The sequence below is a fragment of the Psychrobacter sp. D2 genome, from assembly GCF_013608135.1.
GTDB lineage: Bacteria > Pseudomonadota > Gammaproteobacteria > Pseudomonadales > Moraxellaceae > Psychrobacter > Psychrobacter cryohalolentis.
On sequence record NZ_JACDXZ010000008.1, the window covers coordinates 126,672 to 147,572 of the forward strand.

Sequence of the window (20,901 nt, forward strand, 5' to 3'; positions counted from 1 at the left end):
TTTACCCATTTCTAAACGATTTTGACAAAAAGTCATCATAGCTTGGTGTTTATAACACACTGTTTTTATAACCCAAATTTTTGTAAATTGGCTTAAATTTAATGGCTGAGGCTTGTTTTACGATATCGTTTTACTTTATCAAATATTTTGAATTTTCCATGAGGCGTGATGGCACGTCGCATGAATTGACCATTTGCGTTAGGAGCAATGCCCGATGAGTGAGCACTCAAGCAATAATGCACAAAAAGACGAACACAAAAACGACTTTATTCGTAATATTATTCGTGATGATGTTAATGCGCAGAAATACCAACAGATTGTCACCCGTTTCCCACCTGAGCCCAATGGTTACTTGCACTTGGGGCACGTGAAATCCATTTGCCTAAACTTTGGTGTGGCTGAGGAGTTTGGCGGTATCTGCAACCTGCGCTTTGATGACACCAACCCAACCGCAGAAAAGCAAGACTTCATTGATAACATCGAGAATGATGTAAAATGGTTGGGCTTTGAGTGGGCAGGAGAGGCGTACCATGCCTCAGGATATTTCGACCAACTTCATGCTTGGGCGATTCAGCTGATCAAGCAAGGCGATGCTTATGTAGATTTGCAATCGCCTGAGCAAATCAAAGAAAATCGTGGCTCATTTAATGAAGCAGGGACGGCGTCCCCACATCGTAATGCCAGTGTTGAAGAAAATTTGCAACTCTTTGATGATATGAAAGAGAGCAAATATGCTGAAGGTACAGCAGTGCTACGTGCCAAGATTGATATGGCAAGCCCTAATATGAATATGCGTGATCCTGTTATCTATCGAATTATGCATCAAGCACATCACCAAACGGGGGATAAATGGTGCATTTATCCGATGTATGACTTTGCTCACCCGTTATCTGATGCGCTTGAAGGCATTACCCATTCATTATGTACGTTAGAGTTTGAAGACCATCGTCCATTTTATGACTGGGCAATAGAAAAAGTTGGCTTTGAGCAACCGCCGCATCAGTATGAGTTCTCTCGTCTAAATGTTGACCATACATTAACCAGTAAACGCAAATTAAAGCAGCTGGTTGATGAAAATATCGTTAGCGGTTGGGATGATCCACGTATGCCGACGATTGCTGGCATGCGTCGCCGTGGCTATACACCAGAAGGCTTACGTGATTTCTGTGAGCGTGTTGGTGTAACCAAAGTAGACAGCGTCGTTGACTTTCGCTTATTAGAATTTAGTATTCGCCAATCATTAGAGACGACCACAGGTCGCGGTATGGCAGTGCTTAAGCCATTAAAAGTGACCATTACCAACTTTAGCGATGCTGTTAGCAGTTGGGATTTGCAAAAGGCTGACACCGTTCAAGCTCGTTTTGACGATGCCTCGCAGACTTTATGGTTAACTCAGCCCAATCATCCCAATGTCGATATGGGTGAACGTGAAATTCCATTTACTGAAACCATTTATATTGACCAAGGCGATTATGAAATTGAGCCGCCAGCAGGTTATAAGCGTTTATCACCAGAGAAGAATGAAATTCGTCTGCGTAATACCTATGTATTGGCCGTGACGGAGCATATTTTAGATGATAGCGGTAACGTGATTGAGCTTAAAGCAACGATTGATCCGGCGACTTTGGGCAACAATCCTGAAGGTCGTAAGGTTAAAGGCGTGATTCATTGGGTATCGGCTAGCCAAGGCGTTCCAGCAACGGTGCGTATGTATGAGCAGCTATTTAGTGTCGAAGACCCAAGTGGCGTCGCTGACGTCCATCAAGCCTTGAATCCTAACTCATTGACTGAGCTAAATGCTGTAGTTGAGCCATCATTGGTCAATGCAGATGCTGGCACGCGCTTCCAGTTTGAGCGTGAAGGTTACTTTATCTCTGATAGCGAAGATCATAGCAGTGACAAGCCTGTCTTTAACCAAATCGTCAGCTTACGTGATAGCTATAAACCCGCTTAATTTATCATTAGCGCAGTTCATATTTATTGTAAGAAAATACTGAACAATAGTGGTTTGCAATGTTGCCCATTTCTAGTACGCTAGGGATGGGCTTTTTTGTGAATAAGTATAAATTTTAATCGTAGATGGTGAGGGTATTGAAATGGCAAAATTTTTAAACAGCAGTGGCACGACTTATCATTTAGAAGAGTTGATTAAAAATGCGTCTGATAGATTGATTATTATTAGCCCCTATCTAAAGCTTAATGAGCGTATCAAAGAGCTGTTAGAAGATCGTAATCGTCTCAAAATTGATATCCGTATCGTTTATGGTAAGAATGATTTACACCCTGAAGAAATAAACTGGCTCAAAAATCTGACTTTTATTCGCACCAGCTTTTGTAAAAACTTGCATGCAAAGTGTTACCTGAACGAAAATGAGTGCATTATTACGAGCTTAAACCTTTATGAATTCAGCCAAGTCAATAATAATGAAATGGGCGTACTGATTTACCGTAATGAAGATGCGAAACTCTATGCCGATACTTATGAAGAGGCCCAGCGCATTATCCGTATCAGTGACGAAGTCAGAATGTCACTTGAAAAAATAATTGAGCCTAGTAGTAGCGTTGATAACAACCTTAGTTCTGAGAGTGCTTCTCAAGTCCCTACTGAAACTCATTCTGCTAAACCTACAGAAGTAGCAACACCTAATTATTCTAAGTTAACGACGGCAAAGCTTGCCAAAGAACTGGGCTTTAAAACCCAAGAATTAAACGATAAATTACTGACAGCGGGGTATTTGCAAGAGCAAGAAGGTGAGTTGTTATTAACAGATGCTGGGCGTGCCGCAGGTGGTACGAGTAAGCGTGGAAAGTTTGGTGAGTTTTGTCTGTGGGATTCAGGGATGGTGATATAAACGTCTATTTAACTTCTCGGTTTTTAACTCATTACTTTGTTTTCAAAGAATAATTTTGCTACATTCGTGTTAGTAATAAAAGGAATAACCGCATTACAATCCGTCACAAGACATTCATAACCAGTTTGTTAAGATAAAGTCAGTTTTTTTGTTGAGATGCTTGGTAGATATTTTAATCGCTGAGTATGTCGTTGATAATAAGAGAGCGCGTAGATAGCATTCGATAATAGCGCTCGTCACAATCATAAATAAGGAATCAAGCATGGCACATTTACGTTTAGGCGATACCGCACCAAATTTTGATGCAACCACCACCGATGGTGAAATCAATTTTCATGAATGGGCGGGCGATAATTGGGTAGTTTTCTTCTCACATCCAGCCGATTTTACCCCAGTATGTACCACTGAGCTTGGTCGTGCTGCTGCGCTAAATGGCGAATTTCAAAAGCGCGGCGTGAAGCCAATTTGTATCTCTGTTGACGGTATCGATGACCATCATGCCTGGGCAAAAGATATTGGTGAAACTCAAGGCACTGAACTGAACTTCCCAATCATCGCTGATCCTAATAAAGAAGTGGCTGAGCTGTATGACATGATGCATCCAAATGCAGACAGCACGCATACCGTACGTAGCGTCTTTATTATTGACCCAAGCAAAAAGATTCGACTAACATTGACCTATCCTGCTAGCTGTGGTCGTAACTTTGACGAGATCCTTCGTGTGATTGACGCACTGCAATTGTCTGATGAATACAACATCGCAACGCCAGTAGACTGGAAAGATGGTGATGACGTTATCATTCCGCCAAGTGTTAAAAACGAAGATATCGCTGCCAAATATCCAAAAGGTCACACAGAAATTAAGCCGTATCTACGTACCACTCCTGCACCTAATAAATAATAAGCTGGAGCATGTGAGCTTGATGAAGATATAATTTAAAAAGCCCCATAATGCAAAATTGTGGGGCTTTCTGTTATTCAGCTTAACATCAGAAGCATCAGCTAAATAAGGCTTTGCTATGATAAACAGAGTACGCTATAACTATTAAATCAAGTATGCATGATTTAGAGATGAATCGTTATCGTTAATACTTGAGTTAATAGTGCATTTGATACTTGATGGCACAACAATCATAATAAAGTATAGCAGCGCTAAATCGCTTTTAAGCCCACCTTACAAGGAGTTTTTATGAAAAAACTATATGTCACCCGTACAGCACCTAATCCACGGAAAGCACTTATTTTGCTAGCATCAAAAGGTATCGATATTGATGATATGGATGACCTCGATGTGATTGATATCGATTTTGCTGCCAACGAGCAAATGTCAGAGGCATTTACCAAAATAAATCCCATGCAAACCGTACCCGTTTTGACATTAGATGATGGGACTGTACTCAATGACTCGCAGGCAGTGTGCGAATATCTCGACCGTGTTTATGGTGAGCGCTCGGTGATGGGCAATGATGTGGTACAGCGTGCGCAAGTATGCTCTATGCGCCGTATCGCCGAATTTGAGGTGCTATACAACTTTATGCTCGCCTTTCAGCATAGCCACCCCTCAAAAGCCCAGCGTGTTGAGCAAGTACCAGAGTTTGTCGCGCCATCTATCGCGCGTGCTGTCAAAGCATTAGCATATTTTGAAACCCTGTTGGAGGGTCATGAGTATCTGGTCGGTGACCAGCTGAGCTTTGCTGATATTGTGCTGTATTTGGGTTTAGATTTTGGCAAAGTCCTTCAAGTCAATCCCAACGAACAAGGCGACAATCTTGCCCGTTTTTACCAAATGATGAACGAGCGTTTTAGCATCAAAAACATGGCAAAAGCCAAACCTGTTCATGAAGAAGATTAAAGTAGTAAATTTTTTAAAAATGTAATGATAAGCAGCAACAGCTTTGCGTAACGAGGATAATTCCTAACGACGCAGGGCTGTTTTGCTATGGTTAACATTAAAAATAGGATCAGCATATATGTGAAATTTACTATGAATCTATAAAATTAAACACTTCGTTACACCCATATCACTTATGAGCGCTATAGTGGTCAGATTATTACCCTTTTATAAGCATCTTTTTAAATGCCCTTTGAAGAATTTGACTGATATCCGTCTTATAATTGTGACAGTCAGATTTTGTAGATTAAATGGGTCAAAAAGTTGAATTAAAAAGTATAACTGCAAGGTATGATCTTCATGACACTATCTTTTAAATCCGCCCTATTGCCAAGTATGCTAGCGATAAGTCTGGCATTAAGTGCTTGCCAAGATGCGTCTGTTCCAACGGATGCAAATCTCGAGTCAGCTGATACCAATGTTAGCACTGCAGATGCTGATATAGCGAATAATAATACCACGTTAGCTAAGGCAAGCGAGATGAGTGCTGAAGAACAAATGATTGAAAATCTTGCACGTTATCGTTGGACACTAATCGATATTGATGATAAAAGTGGTGGACCTGTCATAACGACGCTTGTAGATATTAAAAACCAAGTAATGCTGTCGTTTAAACAAAACCAAGGTCATAACACACTAAATTATGGTGTAGGCTGTAACACTATGAGTGCAGGTTATGAGTTGCAAGGTCATACGTTAACGACAGAAGACAGCATGAGTACCAAAATGCTATGCGAAAATCTAAATAAGGCAGAAAATCGTTTAGATACTTTGATGCAGGGTACTAGTGAGCTCAGTGTCACTGAAGGTGATAACCCAGTCCTAACGCAAGTGACCAGCAATGCGGTTACTTTGACTTGGAAAGGTAGGTTGACGTCACAAGCCAAGTACAATAGTAAAGGTGAGACGGTATTTTGGGCCGTAAATGCCAATGAAACAGTGTGCTCTGATAATAGCTTAGAGATGTGTTTGCAAGTAAAACCAGTCACCTATAATGATCAAGGTATTAAAGTCAGTGAAGGCAAGTGGGCTGCATTTAATGGTGAGATTGATGGCTATGAGCATGATGGTAAGCATGATGAAGTGCTACGCCTACAACGTTATCAATTAGACAGCGATAAGGTATCAGAAGGTGAAGAATATGCCTATGTCTTGGACGCCGTTATTGAAAGCTCAGTCGTAGAGTAGGGCTGATTGGTTATAATTAACTACCGATGTTCAATAGTGGTATTAGATAAGTCATAAAAAACACGCGTCCGAAAAGGTGCGTGTTTTTTGTCCTTATTTAATGAGCTTTTTAACGCAAATTACCTAAGTCTTCTTCAGTTAAACGCCAGCGTCCCTTTTTCTTAGACGCACCGCGCCCGCGCATGGCACTATTTAATATCAATTTGTTCATTGAATGGCTTGAATGCGCATGACAGATGGCGCAGGCAAGACCGTCTGCCGCATCTTGTTGTGGTACAAAATCCAGAGTCAGTATCCGGCACACCATTTCTTGTACTTGCTCTTTTGCTGCTGCACCATAGCCGCAAACGGCTTGTTTGATTTGGCGTGCAGTATATTCTGAAACTTCCAAATCCAGGGCTACCATCGCTGCAATGGCTGCGCCACGTGCTTGCCCAAGCTTAAGCGCTGAATCAGGGTTTTCTGCCATAAATACTTGTTCAATTGCCGTATAAATAGGCTCATCTGCATATTTTAGATGATGCTGAGTAATACGCGTCAAGCCATTAAAAATGCGTTTTAGGCGTTCAGGCATCTCTTTAGTATCTGTACGAATGGTGCCTGAATCAATATAGGTGAGCTTATCGCCTGTTTGTTGAAGGATGCCATAGCCGGTCATGCGTGAACCTGGATCAATCCCAATAATAATTGCCATAGTGTTCCGTCTTACTTACATTTTGTTTTATGGCTTAAAAATTAGCCGTAAGTTTGATAGTATAGCAATCAATCCCCATATACATCATATGTTAGCCATTTTAATTTGCATGGCGCTCAATTTATTGGTTTTTATTTTATAGGACGACACTTTATGGGTCAGATAGTTGGTATTGCCATCGTATGGTTTATTATCGAGATGCTGCTTTGGTATTTGCTTGCTCAATTTACGAGTGGCTGGTTGGTGTTTATTTGGTTTATTATCGCCGCCGTCATCGGTATTTCGCTCCTGCGCAAAGGTATGGCCGCTCTCAACCCAATGGCCCAGCAGATGAAAGCAGGCGGTATGATGAATCCGTCGATGCGTCCGCAAGAGTCAACCATGATCAAAAGTGTGGCTATGGCAGCGGCTGGTATTTTGCTACTCATTCCCGGTGTGCTTAGTGACTTATTGGCGTTACTGGTTATCTTGCCACCCGTGCAGAAAAAGCTCAAAGACTTTGCCAATAATTACGTCATGAACAATCAACAAAAAATGATGGAGATGATGGCCAAGCAGATGGGTGGACAAATGGGCGGCGGACAAAATCCATTTGGTGGTGCTGGCGGCATGGGTGGTCAAAACCCGTTTGGCGGCGCAGGTGGTATGAATAATCAGAACCCGTTTGGTCAACAGCAAAAACCGTTTGGTGATGTGTTTAAGCAGCATACAACGATTGATGGGACAGCAAAAACCATTCCTAAAGACGTGAAAAAAATCACTAAATCTGCTAATGACGAATAGTTGAATTAATAGACAAGCATAGAAAAAGCCCCTTTCGTCAATGACAAAAGGGGCTTTTTAGTAGCTGTAATTCATTGTTTATAAATATAGTGCTTATAAATAAAAAAACTACTAACCGAATATAACAACCGAAGTGCCGCCGCAAGATGGTGACCCATGAACCGTGAAGTTCAGGGCGGATGCGTCACTGCCTCGGCAGGTTTCCTGATACACCGCAAGCGGTGCAGGCATACACAATGAAGCAATAGGTACCACATCCTGGTAAAGCATTATCGGCTCAGGGAATAAACATCTGCTAGCCAACACTTCAGAATATAATTATCTTAACCAATGGTTTGAGTGATTGCAAGTACGATTTACAGATTACTACGTGAGTTTGATAATTAGCATGATTACCATAAGATTATTATTAAATCCTAATCTATTTATATAGTAATCAATTGTTGACTTAGAAGCTCACTTTTCAGCTATTTCAAGATGTGTGCTAATATAGACAACTTTAGACATCCTAATACAGCATTATAGGCGTTCATTCACTTGAGGAGCGGTAATTCATGACCAATACCCAGCAACAATCAGAATCTATCGACGATAATCAGGCACAATTAAGCAAGCAGCAAGATAGTGATAATAACAAGAAAGTGCCGCGTGTATTAATGATATTAGATGGGTTTGGGCATCGTGAAGACGATAAAGACAATGCCATTGCTGCCGCTAATATGCCAAATTTAGATAATATTTATGAGCAATATCCGCATGGATTGATATCAGCGTCAGGAGAAGATGTTGGTTTGCCAGATGGTCAGTTTGGTAATTCAGAAGTTGGGCATATGAATTTGGGCGCTGGGCGCGTGCTTTATCAAGATTCAACTCGTATCTCAAGTGAAGTTGCCAGTCGTGATTTTTATAAAAACGAAGCCTTGGTAAATGCAGTAAAAGCCGCCAATACATTGGGCGGCAATGTGCATATTATGGGCTTGCTGTCAGATGGTGGCGTCCATTCTCATCAAGACCATATTGAAGCAATGTGTCATTCCGCATTGGTACATGGTGCCAAAAACGTCTTTGTGCATTGCTTTTTAGATGGACGTGACACGCCGCCTAAGTCTGCTGATAAATACATCAATCGTCTTCGTGATCATATCGCAAAGCTGAATGCGCATTATGAGAGTGGTCGTGTACAGATTGCCAGTATTATCGGGCGTTACTATGCGATGGATCGTGACAATCGCTGGGATCGCGTGCAAAAAGCTTATGAGCTGATCACTGAAGGTAAAGCGGATCGTTTAGCAACTCGTGCTGATGGGGCAGTGCAAGCTGCGTACAAAGCACGCGAAACCGACGAATTCATTAATCCAACGGTCGTGATTGGGCGTGACGAAGTGCCTTATACCGTTGATGACAATGATGCCCTTATTTTTATGAATTTCCGTGCTGACCGTGCTCGTGAGCTTGCACAAGCTTTCGTATTACCGGATCATGAGTTTTCAGGATTTGCCCGCAATAAGCAGCCAAAACTTGCGGCATTTGTGATGTTGACCAAGTATTCTGATGTGTTAGCAGATAATCCTAAAACCAGCATTGCTTATTATCCAACTTCATTGACCAATACTCTTGGCGAGTATTTGCAAGATAAGGGCAAAACCCAGTTACGTATTGCTGAAACTGAAAAATATGCGCATGTGACATTCTTCTTTAGTGGTGGGCGTGAAGATGAATATAAGGGTGAGACACGCATCTTAGTGCCATCGCCAGATGTTGCTACTTATGACTTGCAGCCTGAGATGAGCGCGCCTGAAGTGACAGATAGATTGGTGGAAGCGATTGAATCTGGTAAATATGACGTGCTAGTTGTCAATTATGCTAATGGTGATATGGTCGGTCACACTGGTATTTTTGATGCTGCGGTGCAAGCAGTAGAAGCGTTAGATATCTGCGTTGGGCGCGTGGCAGAAGCAGTACGTGCGGCAGGTGGCGATATGCTGATTACAGCAGATCATGGCAACTGTGAGCAGATGCAAGACTATGAGAGTGGTCAAGTCCATACTCAGCATACTACTGAACACGTGCCACTGATTTATGTCGGTGAGAAAAAAGTACAAGTCCGTAGCGGCGGTAAGCTTAGTGATGTTGCACCTACTATTCTGGCCTTAATGGATATCGAAGCGCCGAAAGAGATGACAGGCGAAAGTCTGTTGGTTGCCGCTCAATAATCCAATTATAGTAAGGCGCTAGAAATTTATACTAGTAGCGTTACATTACTTTCAAAGTAAATTAATATTAAAAGGGAGAGCTATTGATCAGCTCTCCCTTTTTTGTTGCTACATTTTGTCTAACATTTCACCTCAGTTACTTGCAATACTCTCCTATTCTTATGAGGGTGCTTGATGCTATCTTATGGGCTATTATTCAATAGTAACCATATAACAATCTTATAATAATGATGGCTTAACTTTGGACAAATTTTCAGGTGATTTTTATGCATTTTAACAATCCTATCAGTCGTACATTTCCATTGACCTCTAAAAGACTCGAGCAATCAATGAGTACGATATCTAGCTACACTAACGTCTTAAAGCCGACGCTTATCGTGGGTTTTCTGGGCTTAAGTATGATTGCTATACCAGCGCAAGCGGCTGTCAAAGATACTGCGGCAGGGCGCAACGCGAGTCGTACGGCAAGCTTACAACTCATCAGTTTAAATGCTGATAATGTACCATTAGATAACGGCGCAGATGATCTATCAGATATAGCTGATATGCTTGAATCTGCTGATCAAGCTGACGATTTAATTGATAGTGTGGCGGATGAAAGTGTGCTGAACAATGAATCGCCTATTATTAATACCGACATTCCTGCTGAAGTCGCTCAAGTGTCATTAAATGCTATTTCTCCTGAAACGTTGAAGACCTTTGTTGTTTTGATTGATTTGGTGCGTCGTGAATATGTCGATACGGTTAATGATGAAGAACTGTTTAATAATGCTATGAGCGGTATGTTAACCAAGCTTGATAGCCATGCGGAATTTTTGGATGCCGAAGCCTATGAAAATCTGCGTGCTTTTACGGAAGGCGATGTCGGCGATATTGGTATCAAGGTTGAGTATCAATCAGCCTTGGGCTATTGGGTCATCACTGAGGTACTGGATGATTCACCTGCCGATAAAAAGGGTATCGCAGTTGGCGATTATCTACACCAAGTCGATGAGTTTAAGCTTGGCGAAGATGAAGAAAGTAACGATATCGAGCAGCTTTTGACAGGCATTGCCGGTACGCAAGTAGATGTGGTGACGTCCAAGGCAGGACGCCGTAAACATGTCACCACTTTACAACGTAATAATAGCCATCCTCAAATTATTGAAACTCGTTTTGTAGATGGTATGGCCATTGTTAGGTTACCAGCATTTCAAAATAATAGCCGTGAAAAACTGCTACAAAGTTTGATCGATTTAGATAAGCCTGTCACAGGAATACTACTAGATTTACGTGATAATCCAGGTGGCGTATTGGCATCCGCTGTGAGCGTTGCTAGCCTATTTATGACAGATACGGATGTGGTACAGATAAAGAGTCGCCAAGCAGATTCCCGTACATTGTCGACTAGAGGTGCAGCATTGCTTGAGGCGTTACCGGTAGTGGTATTGCAAAATCGCTATTCGGCGTCAGCGGCAGAAGTGTTGACCAGTAGCTTGCAAGCGCAAAAGCGTGGCACTGTCTTAGGTGAGGTCAGTTACGGCAAAGGCTCTGTACAATCGGTGATACCGCTTAACGATGAGCAAGCGGTCAAGCTCACGGTTGCCAACTATATGACTGCTTCAGGTAAAAAGATAGATGGTATTGGGGTAGAGCCTGATATCGCTCTATCGGGCAGTGAAAGCACGTGGGAGCAGCAAGCGCTTGATTTATTACGAAAGAAAGCACTTACTTCAGGTATTCGATTTGTACGCTCTGAGAAAAAGCCCGATCCTAAAAATAGTATTATTAAAAACAATACAGCTATAAAGAATGTTATTGAAAAACCAACATCTAAGGAAAAGCTCTAATCTAGTCACAATTCTATATCAAAGCCCCTTATTCAGCTTGATCTTCTGCAATCTCAAGTTTGGTCATACGATAGCGTAAGGATCGAAAAGTGGTTCCTAATAGTTCAGCGGCTTGGGTTTTATTCCAGCCAGTTTGCTTAAGTGCAGTGATAATAAGTTGCCTTTCTTGCTCTTGGAGATAGTGCTCTAACCCTTGTGCTGGTAGCTGACCACTGACGCTGCTTTTTATCGCGATACTGTTTAATATATCAATATTGCCATCAATACCACTGTCGATATTGGCTACAGAATCGGTCTTATCACTATTTGCATCCTTGTTTACTGATTCAGCGCGCTCCGCCATTGCTGTCACTGATTGCTGCTCTATTCCTATTGCGGAAGACGATGAGTTAGATATCGTACCGGATATCGAAGGCTGCTTCACTGCAGCATAGTGATGAGTCATCGTACGATAAGGATGCAGATTAGCTGTTGCTTGCTGCGTCGAGACACTTTTGATAGATGATGGTTCACTATCGTCTTTATCTATATTTTCTATTGAATCAGATGTGTTATTTTCATTGATTTTTTGAGGCATATGAGCCTGTTGATGGGCATCTAAGTCAGATAAGCCGAGATGGCTTATATCAATAGTTGAGGTTTCAGCCAAAGTAACGGCACGTTCAAGTACATTACGCAGCTCACGAACGTTACCCGCAAAATCATGCTGCTGTAAACGCAGGCACGCCTCTGCAGTTAATAAAGGCTGCGAATCCAACTGCCACTCTTCAGCAATCAGCGCTAAAAAATGCGTGGCTAATACCGGTATGTCATCGCGCCGTGCATTCAATGTTGGTAATTTAAGCTCAATCACGTTAATGCGGTAATATAAATCCTGACGGAACAACCCTGTCTGTACCAGCTGGTTTAAATCTTTATGCGTGGCTGACAAGATACGAATATCGACAGGCACTTCTTTGGTATCGCCAATCGCGCGTACAGTTTTCTCTTGAATAGCCCGCAGCAACTTCACTTGCATAGCCAAAGGCAGGTCTGCTACCTCATCTAAAAACAAAGTACCGCCATTGGCTTGCTGAAATAAACCTTGCTTATCCGCAACGGCACCTGTAAAGCTGCCTTTTTTATGACCAAAAAACTCTGATTCCATCAGCTCTGAAGGTATTGCCCCGCAATTGACTGGCACAAAACTGCCGTCACGTCGCGGGCTTAAGTCATGAATGAGCCGCGCAACGACTTCTTTACCTGTACCTGACGCCCCTGACAAAAATACCGGCGCTTGTGAGCGAGCCAATTTTAAAATCGTGTTTTTTAAAGGATGCATTACCGCCGAATCACCAATCAGGCGCTCATCAAGCATCTGCTGTTCAGGTGAGCGTTGCGGTGTGGACTTGGCATTCAAATCTTGTTGTATTACCTTTAGCGCGTTTTCAACCAATTGCCGTAAGCGTGGTAGCTCAAGCGGTTTATTGACGAAATCAAAAGCCCCAAGTTTTAGTGCTTCAATCGCTAAATCCATACTACCATGCGCTGTAATCACCGCAATGGGCTTACTAGAGCTGGCACTGATATGTTTGACCAACTCTAATCCCGAACCATCAGGGAGTTTTAAATCGGTTAGACAAAAATCATAGTCATTGTCTTGCCAGTACGATTTCGCTTGCGACAATGTATAGGCAACATCACTTTTGATACCCATTTTGGTCAGGGTGATTTGCATCAAACGGCATAAATCTACTTCGTCATCAACGACTAGCGCGGTGGTTGTCATACATCATCTCATTGTTTTCAAGTGCTACAAAAGTATATAAAATAACTCTCTAAGGGTTTATCAGTCTTAATAACTGCATTGGTTACAGGTATTTTTTAATGAACAATATAAAGCCTTTTGTTTTACATTTTCTTTGAGAAGTAGTTCTTTCTTCTTTAGATAAAAGTTGGACTAACCATGTCATTATGAACAGCAGGAAAAATTAGCCTAAAGCAGGTTTTTTGATGCTCAGGCACATACAGTAAGCGTGCCTGATTGGCTTCACAAAAGGCTTGTGATAAATATAGCCCAAGCCCTGTGCCTGATTGTTCGGTGGTAAAAAATGGATTAAATAAAGCGCTTAAATCATCTGCATTAACACCAGTACCGCCATCCAAAACATCGATTATAACATCGTTATCGGCACAATAAATTTCGATTTCCACAAAGGCATGAGGGTGGGCGTAACTACTATAGCGTAAACCATTATTGATTAAATTGATGAGTACCTGCTCTAACTGATGAATATCAAAAGAGATGGTAGGCTGGGTAAGAACATGTAAAAAGACATCATGTCCTTTAAAGTAATTGTCTAAAAATACAGGCATCCAATCAGCAAGGATAATGGTTTGTTGATTGGCCGTTTGCTGGCGCGACAGTTTTAATACGTCTTCGATAATGCGATTAACGCGTTTTGTTTGCGAAAATATCATTTTATAAAGCTCATGGTTGCCAGTCATCTGACTATTTATATTATTATTAGCGAAAGGATTTAGGGCATTGTCATTGTCCATCTCGCTTTCTATAACATCTTCTATTAGCAACTGGCTAGCTTGCGAAATAGCTGCCAAAGGGTTTCTGATTTCATGAGCGATACTGGCGGTCAACTGTCCAAGTGAGGCGAGCTTTAATTGTTGCGCACTGGCTTGTTCACGGCGTAAATCCTCTAGTATAATGAGTTTACTATCGTCTTTTAACGGAATAATATCGACACGTAGCTTGCCAATGATAGAAGAGTTGGCAACAGCAGGCAGCTCATAAATGAAAGTACGCGTTAGTCCTGCGGCTACCGATAAGCAAGCATTAAACAATTGCAGATGTTGTTGACCAAGTTGCTGCTCAAAAGCGGCTACTGGTTTTGACTTATTGTCATGACGGCTTGGGATGCTAAGTAGTTGATAAGCCGCAAGGTTGGCTAAGACCACTTGCTTGTTATCAATGACGATGACACCATTGACCATTTGAGAGATGACTTCTTGATTGATACTATTTAAACGCTCGACTTCTTTGGCATGGCGAACCGCCACTTTTTCAAGCTGTACTAAGCGCTGCGATATCGACCAGCTTAGACCGCCTACTGCCAAAAAGCTGGCTGACATGAGTAGGGCATTGCCTAAATTTGCCAAACTCATACTATTGGCAATGGCATAAAAAAACTGCTGATAAATCACAAAAATAATGGCAAGCAAAGTAATAATCAATGCTTGTGAGCCATGTAATAACATAAAGCTTGCTGCTACTACCACCATATATAGCATGGTCAGCTGCAAATCAGGTGCGCCAGAGGTATAGAGCAGTAAGCTTAGGATAATGACATCTAGCGCCAACCCAAAAGCCAGCTGTCGGCGTATATGCTTACCAACGGTATAAAATAATCCTAGCAAGATTAAACTCAGCAAAACGTAAAAACTGAGCACAGTTTGCTGTAAGAAACTTGGCAATGATGGGTTGCCATCCGTGCGAACCGTAATATACACAATCAGCATAAAAAACAAGCTGACGATAAAGCGATAACTGCTATAAATCATCCCCAGTTTGCGTAACTGCGGCACAGGCAAAATATCATCTCGCTCTAGATAGTCAGTAATAACAGCAATAAGCTTGGAGGCAGATTTGGCAGGATTCATGGATTAATAACTAATGTTCTTAATGAGAGAGACTTGATAATTAAGGCTGAATAAGACCATGACGAATCGCTAAATGCGTCAATTTCACATCACTATCGACATTTACTTTTTCATAAATGCGATAGCGATAGGTGTTGATGGTCTTCACACTGACAAATAACTGGTCTGCAATTTGTTGAGGGCTTTGACAGTTGACCACCATCATTGCTACTTGCTTCTCACGATCACTGAGCAAATCAAAAGGGGAATTGGCATTATCAGATAATAGTACGTCAGCTAATTGTTCAGCGACGTCTTGGCTAAAATAGCGTCCACCTTGATAGATTTTTTTGACAGCTCGTATCATCTCATCAAGCGGTGTGCCTTTAGTAATATAGCCATTGACGCCCGCTTTAATCAACATTGAGGGATAAGGTTGAGCTGACATACTACTAACCGCCAAAATTTTGATACCCATATCCAGCTGAATCAAGCGTTTGGTTGCTTCCAAACCGCCGATATTGGGCATATTTACATCCAGTAATATGACATCAGGACGCAGCTGTTTTGCCATCTTTATCGCCATATCACCGCTGTCTGCCTCACCGACGACTTCGATATCTGCACTATCTGCCAGCATACGGCTAATACCCATCCGCACCAAATCATGATCATCTACTACTAATACTCGAATCATTGTTATACTCTTTTCTATCTATCAGAATAAAGGGTGCACTGCTAAATTTAAGTCATCTTAATCAATCTATTTGACCAATAACACTCATTTACGCATAAAAAAGCCAATATTAATTGCTTTATTTGGACAGTAGAGACGCAATAAGGCGTCTACTAGCATTAATGTAATGCTATATTGCGCTAATGTTAACTAATATTGCTGTAACATCAAGTAAGTGTAGTAAAATTTGAATGTGGCACTGAAATGCCATCTAATTGATTTAGTACATTAAACTTAAATGCAAACCATGATACACTAAAAATACAAAAACTCTATGTGAGTATCTACAAACACACCTATAAACGCTACGTACGTAGTTGGCGTCAGTCAGTATGTCCAGTATGTCACTGATGACAGCACGTAAGCAGGAGGCAGAATGAAGCAACTACCATTAACCAAACAGCAATTAATCGCTGCTATGATTTCATTGAGTTTGGGCAGTGTCGCACAAGCCGCACTTACAATTAATGGTAGCGCCAGCTCTGAGTCTAGTGCTCGCCTGAGCTGGGGCGGTGCCGATAGCTTGTCTGAAGCGCGCAGTATCATGTCTAGGTCTGGCAATAGCTCTACGATTAAAAAAATAGATAACGGTTCTGGTACAACCAGTATTACCAATACGACCAGTTTTGGTAGTAGTAATAACAACAGTTATAATAATGCCAATAGCTACAACACCACGTATCGCGGTAGTTTTGGCAATAGTAATATGATTCCGATCAGCACCGATTCGCGCAGTGTCGCGGTTATTGATGCAGAAACCGGTGAGTCAATTTATCAAAAAGATGCGGATATCGCGCGTCCAATGGCCAGTATTACCAAGGTAATGACGGCTATCGTGGTACTTGATGCCGGCTTAGATATGCGTGAAGAGCTAACACTTGATCCAGAAGATTTCGTTGGTCCAAAGCGTGCCAGCTCTAACCTAAAGTCAGGCGATCGTCTCAATCGTGCTGAGATGCTATTAATGGCATTAATGAAATCAGAAAATCCTGCAGCAAAAAGTCTTGCCCGTAATTATCCGGGTGGCTATAGCGCCTTTATACGTGCGATGAACCGTAAAGCACAAGAGCTTGGCATGAGTACCGCTTTCTTTGGTGACCCAACTGGTCTGGATAAGCGCAACGTTGCTTCCTCAAATGACTTGGTTAAAATGGTTCGTGCGGCTGGTAACTATGACGTGATTCGTCGTTTCTCAACCACTAAGAGCTATGATTTTTTTGTCTCTAACTTCTCAAGTGGTAACCGCACTTACAAAGCCAATAACACCAGCAGCTTAGTTCGTGATGGCAGCTATCCTATCGGTATCTCAAAGACAGGTTTTATCAATGAAGCAGGGCGTTGTGTTGTTATGGAGACGCGCGTCAATAATCGTCCTGCTATTATCGTAATTTTGGGTGCCAATAGCTCAGCGACGCGCTGGGGTGATGCCAAAAATATCTTAAATAGCTTGGCAACACGCCGCACGGTATAAGATTACAGCGTTAAATGAGCAGTATCAAAAGACATTTATAATAAAAAGGCTGTTATGCGATATAACAGCCTTTTTATTATGTCAAAAACGTGTTGATATTAAGGAGTATTACATGATTCAGCCATCAGTCTCTACGGTTTCTCATACTATACCTAAGCTATATTTGCTGACTAATGATGATGAGTTTAGCCTTTTATATCAAAAGTTAGAAGCCGCTTTAGCAACAGGATTGATTGCTCTTTTACAAATACGCCGTAAGCAGATATTGGCATTGCCTGACGGTGAGTCTCTTCTTTATGAAGAAGCGCTACAAATCGTTAATTTGGCTAAAACCTATAATGTGCCAGTATTGATAAATGACAATATTGCTTTGGCCGAAAAACTTGGTATCGGCGTGCATTTGGGACAGCAAGATGGTGATCTTAGTGAGGCAGCACAATCTTTAGCCCCGAATCAAATCATTGGTCGCACTTGTCATGGCGATATAACGCTAGTCAAAGCTGCGAAAAATGAAGGCGCAAGCTATGCCGCCATGGGTGCAATCTTTGTTTCAACAACCAAGCCCAATGCTGCCACTATCTCGCGGCAGCAACTGATAGAAGGCTGCCAGCAAGATATAAAAATATGCGTGATAGGCGGTTTAACGGCAGAAAACATCTCAGAGCTGGCAGGGTTACCTATTGCTTATATAGCAATCGTTGGCGATATCATGGATTTACCTGTCCATCAAATCGCGATGCGTTGTCAACAGTGGCAGCAAGTATTTAATAAGTGGAATGTGCCTTCTGAATGAATACTATTTTAAAATATAAGCACGAATTTATTCAGCGTGCTGCATACATAAAGTTGCATAAGGCAATGCTTGCAAGCGCTGTGCTTCGATAGGCTCAGCGCATACCTCACATTCTCCATAGCTGCCACTTTCGATACGGCTTAAAGCGTGGTCTACAAAACCTAAGCTTTGCTGTGCCTCAACCATTAAGTTCTTGCGCATGTCATTCTGACGATAAGCAATCGCTTGATCTTCCCAGTGTTCATTGAGATCATCTTGCGGATTTTGGATATGGTCCTCAATATCAGCAATCCGAGTTTGGTACTCTTGTTTTAGTTGTAATAGGTTTTGTTTGGCAGCTTCAAAGTCGATACTCATTTATTTCTCCTAATGATTTATTGTTATGGCACAAGTACGCTATTGATCATAGATAGCTAAACGACTCAGTACCACCACAAAATGTTAATGAGGGTGTTATTAGTTTGAGAAGATAAATTTGCTTATCGCTAAATTTATCTTAGGTGACATATAAGTACAGACTATAAAACTGTTAGAATACACCGCCTTAAATGCTTGCTAGGACAGTTTTCTAAAAATGCCAGCAATAGGATTTGATGAAATAAATTTGCTAAAAAGTATCCAATAAACCGTTGGCGAACCGTCATACAGATTGATAACAGATGATATATAGGAGCAGGTAATGAATTTTTTGCGTATGAGCGAGCTGAGTTTGACCGATAAAGTAGTGTTGATTCGTGAAGACCTTAATGTCCCTATTAAAGCGGGTAAAGTGGCTAGTGATGCACGCCTGCAAGCAAGTTTGCCGACGATTAAGATGGCGCTAGAAAAGGGTGCAGCAGTGATAGTCTGCTCGCATTTAGGACGCCCGACAGAAGGCAATCCTGAAGCCATCTATTCGTTAGCACCCGTTGCTGACTATTTAAGCGATAAACTATCCGCGCCTGTTACGCTGAATAGTGACTACCTCACTCAAGGCGTCGCTATCGAAGCAGGTGAAGTCGTACTGCTAGAGAACGTACGTTTTAATGAAGGCGAAAAGAAGAATGATGCAGCGCTTGCACAAAAATATGCTGATTTGTGCGATATATTTGTGATGGACGCTTTTGGCACAGCACATCGTGCCCAAGCATCAACAGAAGGCGTGACCCAAGCGATGCATAAAGCTGGTAAGACCGCCTGTGCTGGACCTTTATTGGCAGCAGAGCTTGATGCTTTAAGCCTAGCACTTGAAACGCCAGCACAACCTATGCTCGCTATCGTTGGCGGCTCAAAGGTTTCTACCAAATTAGAGGTTTTACATAGTTTGGCTGAGCTTTGCTCACAGATTATCGTTGGTGGCGGGATTGCCAATACCTTCTTAGCCGCGCAAGGTCATAGTGTTGGTGCGTCACTTTATGAAGCAGATCTGCTCGATACAGCTCGTGAAATCATGGGTAAAACTGAGATTTTATTGCCTGAATATGTCGTCGTTGCTGATAAAAATGAGATTGATTTTGCTGACTTCACTGGCTCATTACAACAAGCCACTGCGACCATCAAATCTGTCGACACGATTGGCGAAAATGACATGATATTAGATATCGCACCAGATAGTGCTATAAAATTGGCAGAGGCAATTACCAAGGCGAAAACTATTTTATGGAATGGTCCAGTCGGCGTTTTTGAAGTGGATGCGTTTGGTCAGGGTACTCATATAGTGGCAGAAGCGGTTAAAAATAGCCAAGGTTTCTCGATTGCAGGTGGCGGTGATACACTCGCTGCGATTGATAAATATCAAGTGGCTGATGGCGTCAGCTACATGTCAACGGGTGGCGGTGCGTTCTTGGAGTTTGTAGAAGGTAAAATCTTGCCAGCGGTTGCTGCTTTACAAATTAATGCATAACCTCTTAACGATACTTCAGCAGATGAGTAACATTAGCCGTACAACTTAGCCGCAGTATCTAAGGTACGCTGTACGGATAATATTTTGGCTATAGTCAATCCACAATAAAATTAGTACAACCCATATTATGGAACAGTTTAGGTAGATTATTCTCCATCCACCCTTGTCGTAGAAACTTAGCCTGTGCCCATTTTTTCTCAATAGGGTTTAAATCAGGGCTGTAAGGCGGTAGAAATAACAAGCGATGACCATGCCTGTTGAGTAATCTCTGAACGCGTTTATGAAAGCTGGCGTTATCCATGACGATTACGCATTTCGTTTTGATGCATGGTATTAGCGTGTTTTTGCACCAGTGGTAGAATATGTCGCCATTGATATTTCTCTCAAAGTAATCCAGGGCAAACAGCATCTTTTCATACAAAGCACCAATGACGTTGGTTCGTTTTTTACCTTGCCAATTATAGCTATCGATGCAAGGGGCTCCAATAGGTGCATAACCATGAGAGCGAATGGTCTCGGCCTCAAAGCCACTCTCATCCATGTATACAATAGTAAAGCCTTGAGCGATGTAGTCGTTAAGTTTGCTTAGATACTTAGCTCTTTTTAATGGGCAAGCTTTTGGATGCGCTAAGGTCTTTTTTTTGGCTGATGCCAAGACGTTTTAAAGCGGCCTCGATGCCCGACTTACTACAGCCAAAACGCTGTGCTCTCTCATACATGTAATCGTCTGGATACTGTTCAACATCTTTTAATAACGCTTCGTTAGGTATTTTACTGGGTGGTTTATTGCGAGTGAGTTTGATACTAGGATCTTTGAGCCAATTCTGTAGCGTGGCCTTACTAATGTCATAGAATGCACAAGCTTGTCTGATACTCATACCTTGTTGTTTGACACTTTTAAGCACTTGTGCTCGAAAGTCTGCTGAATAAGTCATA

At 41.9% G+C, this 20,901-nt stretch carries 18 protein-coding genes and 1 other RNA gene; 11 read left to right on the forward strand and 8 right to left on the reverse strand.

Translation table 11 applies throughout. The annotated features are described in order from the left end of the window. The first annotated feature begins 214 nt into the window (after positions 1 to 214). The 5 genes from H0262_RS10780 (at position 215) to H0262_RS10800 (ending at position 5,931) form a co-directional block, all read left to right on the forward strand. The gene (locus tag H0262_RS10780; RefSeq protein ID WP_181210761.1) at positions 215 to 1,954 is read left to right on the forward strand and encodes a glutamine--tRNA ligase/YqeY domain fusion protein; all 1,740 of its coding nucleotides are present in this window, start codon (positions 215 to 217) and stop codon (positions 1,952 to 1,954) included. 142 nt (positions 1,955 to 2,096) lie between these two features. Continuing rightward, positions 2,097 to 2,852 (forward strand): phospholipase D family protein, encoded by a 756-nt coding sequence (locus tag H0262_RS10785; protein WP_181210762.1) that lies wholly within the window; start codon positions 2,097 to 2,099, stop codon positions 2,850 to 2,852. 262 nt (positions 2,853 to 3,114) lie between these two features. Next, the gene (locus tag H0262_RS10790; protein WP_149409844.1) at positions 3,115 to 3,753 is read left to right on the forward strand and encodes a peroxiredoxin; all 639 of its coding nucleotides are present in this window, start codon (positions 3,115 to 3,117) and stop codon (positions 3,751 to 3,753) included. 288 nt (positions 3,754 to 4,041) lie between these two features. Continuing rightward, positions 4,042 to 4,704, forward strand: coding sequence for a glutathione S-transferase family protein (locus H0262_RS10795; RefSeq protein ID WP_011513018.1), 663 nt, complete (start codon positions 4,042 to 4,044; stop codon positions 4,702 to 4,704). A gap of 339 nt (positions 4,705 to 5,043) precedes the next feature. Continuing rightward, positions 5,044 to 5,931 (forward strand): META domain-containing protein, encoded by an 888-nt coding sequence (locus tag H0262_RS10800; RefSeq protein WP_181210763.1) that lies wholly within the window; start codon positions 5,044 to 5,046, stop codon positions 5,929 to 5,931. 109 nt (positions 5,932 to 6,040) lie between these two features. On the opposite strand, the gene ruvC is transcribed toward H0262_RS10800, so the two are convergent. Then, the gene (gene ruvC / locus H0262_RS10805) at positions 6,041 to 6,625 is read right to left on the reverse strand and encodes a crossover junction endodeoxyribonuclease RuvC (protein WP_011513021.1); all 585 of its coding nucleotides are present in this window, start codon (positions 6,623 to 6,625) and stop codon (positions 6,041 to 6,043) included. Positions 6,626 to 6,778: 153 nt separating this feature from the next. Between ruvC and H0262_RS10810 the strand changes: the two genes are divergently transcribed. Beyond that, positions 6,779 to 7,408, forward strand: a complete 630-nt coding sequence (locus H0262_RS10810) for an FxsA family protein (RefSeq protein WP_149492976.1) — start codon at positions 6,779 to 6,781, stop codon at positions 7,406 to 7,408. A gap of 121 nt (positions 7,409 to 7,529) precedes the next feature. Here the strand turns inward: H0262_RS10810 and ssrS are convergent. Beyond that, a non-coding RNA gene (ssrS, locus tag H0262_RS10815) (6S RNA) lies at positions 7,530 to 7,725 on the reverse strand. 237 nt (positions 7,726 to 7,962) lie between these two features. Here ssrS and gpmI point away from each other — a divergent pair. Continuing rightward, positions 7,963 to 9,621: a 2,3-bisphosphoglycerate-independent phosphoglycerate mutase gene (gpmI, locus tag H0262_RS10820; RefSeq protein ID WP_181210764.1), complete on the forward strand. Its 1,659-nt coding sequence runs from the start codon at positions 7,963 to 7,965 to the stop codon at positions 9,619 to 9,621. A 266-nt stretch (positions 9,622 to 9,887) separates the two neighbouring features. Beyond that, the gene (locus H0262_RS10825) at positions 9,888 to 11,450 is read left to right on the forward strand and encodes a S41 family peptidase (protein WP_181210765.1); all 1,563 of its coding nucleotides are present in this window, start codon (positions 9,888 to 9,890) and stop codon (positions 11,448 to 11,450) included. Between the two features lie 28 nt (positions 11,451 to 11,478). Here the strand turns inward: H0262_RS10825 and H0262_RS13245 are convergent, their stop codons facing one another. The 3 genes from H0262_RS13245 to H0262_RS10840 form a co-directional block, all read right to left on the reverse strand. Further along, the gene (locus H0262_RS13245) at positions 11,479 to 13,218 is read right to left on the reverse strand and encodes a sigma-54 dependent transcriptional regulator (RefSeq protein ID WP_181210766.1); all 1,740 of its coding nucleotides are present in this window, start codon (positions 13,216 to 13,218) and stop codon (positions 11,479 to 11,481) included. A 155-nt stretch (positions 13,219 to 13,373) separates the two neighbouring features. After that, entirely contained in the window at positions 13,374 to 15,104 is a 1,731-nt protein-coding gene (locus H0262_RS10835) for a PAS domain-containing sensor histidine kinase (protein ID WP_181210767.1), read from the reverse strand. A 40-nt stretch (positions 15,105 to 15,144) separates the two neighbouring features. Then, positions 15,145 to 15,780 (reverse strand): response regulator, encoded by a 636-nt coding sequence (locus H0262_RS10840; RefSeq protein WP_011513027.1) that lies wholly within the window; start codon positions 15,778 to 15,780, stop codon positions 15,145 to 15,147. A 415-nt stretch (positions 15,781 to 16,195) separates the two neighbouring features. On the opposite strand from H0262_RS10840, the gene H0262_RS10845 reads away from it, so the two are divergent. After that, entirely contained in the window at positions 16,196 to 17,290 is a 1,095-nt protein-coding gene (locus tag H0262_RS10845) for a serine hydrolase (protein WP_149409851.1), read from the forward strand. Between the two features lie 112 nt (positions 17,291 to 17,402). Continuing rightward, entirely contained in the window at positions 17,403 to 18,083 is a 681-nt protein-coding gene (locus H0262_RS10850) for a thiamine phosphate synthase (RefSeq protein WP_181210768.1), read from the forward strand. A gap of 27 nt (positions 18,084 to 18,110) precedes the next feature. Here H0262_RS10850 and H0262_RS10855 read toward each other — a convergent pair whose 3' ends face one another. Further along, positions 18,111 to 18,440, reverse strand: a complete 330-nt coding sequence (locus H0262_RS10855; protein WP_181210769.1) for a TraR/DksA family transcriptional regulator — start codon at positions 18,438 to 18,440, stop codon at positions 18,111 to 18,113. 322 nt (positions 18,441 to 18,762) lie between these two features. Between H0262_RS10855 and H0262_RS10860 the strand changes: the two genes are divergently transcribed. Then, positions 18,763 to 19,965, forward strand: coding sequence for a phosphoglycerate kinase (locus H0262_RS10860; protein ID WP_181210770.1), 1,203 nt, complete (start codon positions 18,763 to 18,765; stop codon positions 19,963 to 19,965). 94 nt (positions 19,966 to 20,059) lie between these two features. Here H0262_RS10860 and H0262_RS10865 read toward each other — a convergent pair whose 3' ends face one another. Further along, positions 20,060 to 20,620: an IS630 family transposase gene (locus H0262_RS10865; protein WP_220432424.1), complete on the reverse strand. Its 561-nt coding sequence runs from the start codon at positions 20,618 to 20,620 to the stop codon at positions 20,060 to 20,062. Continuing rightward, complete coding sequence (locus H0262_RS13075; RefSeq protein WP_220432425.1) at positions 20,559 to 20,900, reverse strand: IS630 transposase-related protein; 342 nt, start codon at positions 20,898 to 20,900, stop codon at positions 20,559 to 20,561. Before H0262_RS13075 ends, H0262_RS10865 begins: the two co-directional genes overlap by 62 nt. Between the last annotated feature and the right edge of the window lies 1 nt (position 20,901).

Bases quoted from the DNA above. Each gene is read 5' to 3' on its own strand.
- H0262_RS10780 (WP_181210761.1), top strand. From the start codon at position 215: ATGAGTGAGCACTCAAGCAATAATGCACAAAAAGACGAACACAAAAAC.
- H0262_RS10785 (WP_181210762.1), top strand. From the start codon at position 2,097: ATGGCAAAATTTTTAAACAGCAGTGGCACGACTTATCATTTAGAAGAG.
- H0262_RS10790 (WP_149409844.1), top strand. From the start codon at position 3,115: ATGGCACATTTACGTTTAGGCGATACCGCACCAAATTTTGATGCAACC.
- H0262_RS10795 (WP_011513018.1), top strand. From the start codon at position 4,042: ATGAAAAAACTATATGTCACCCGTACAGCACCTAATCCACGGAAAGCA.
- H0262_RS10800 (WP_181210763.1), top strand. From the start codon at position 5,044: ATGACACTATCTTTTAAATCCGCCCTATTGCCAAGTATGCTAGCGATA.
- ruvC (WP_011513021.1), bottom strand. From the start codon at position 6,625: ATGGCAATTATTATTGGGATTGATCCAGGTTCACGCATGACCGGCTAT.
- H0262_RS10810 (WP_149492976.1), top strand. From the start codon at position 6,779: ATGGGTCAGATAGTTGGTATTGCCATCGTATGGTTTATTATCGAGATG.
- gpmI (WP_181210764.1), top strand. From the start codon at position 7,963: ATGACCAATACCCAGCAACAATCAGAATCTATCGACGATAATCAGGCA.
- H0262_RS10825 (WP_181210765.1), top strand. From the start codon at position 9,888: ATGCATTTTAACAATCCTATCAGTCGTACATTTCCATTGACCTCTAAA.
- H0262_RS13245 (WP_181210766.1), bottom strand. From the start codon at position 13,218: ATGACAACCACCGCGCTAGTCGTTGATGACGAAGTAGATTTATGCCGT.
- H0262_RS10835 (WP_181210767.1), bottom strand. From the start codon at position 15,104: ATGAATCCTGCCAAATCTGCCTCCAAGCTTATTGCTGTTATTACTGAC.
- H0262_RS10840 (WP_011513027.1), bottom strand. From the start codon at position 15,780: ATGATTCGAGTATTAGTAGTAGATGATCATGATTTGGTGCGGATGGGT.
- H0262_RS10845 (WP_149409851.1), top strand. From the start codon at position 16,196: ATGAAGCAACTACCATTAACCAAACAGCAATTAATCGCTGCTATGATT.
- H0262_RS10850 (WP_181210768.1), top strand. From the start codon at position 17,403: ATGATTCAGCCATCAGTCTCTACGGTTTCTCATACTATACCTAAGCTA.
- H0262_RS10855 (WP_181210769.1), bottom strand. From the start codon at position 18,440: ATGAGTATCGACTTTGAAGCTGCCAAACAAAACCTATTACAACTAAAA.
- H0262_RS10860 (WP_181210770.1), top strand. From the start codon at position 18,763: ATGAATTTTTTGCGTATGAGCGAGCTGAGTTTGACCGATAAAGTAGTG.
- H0262_RS13075 (WP_220432425.1), bottom strand. From the start codon at position 20,900: ATGACTTATTCAGCAGACTTTCGAGCACAAGTGCTTAAAAGTGTCAAA.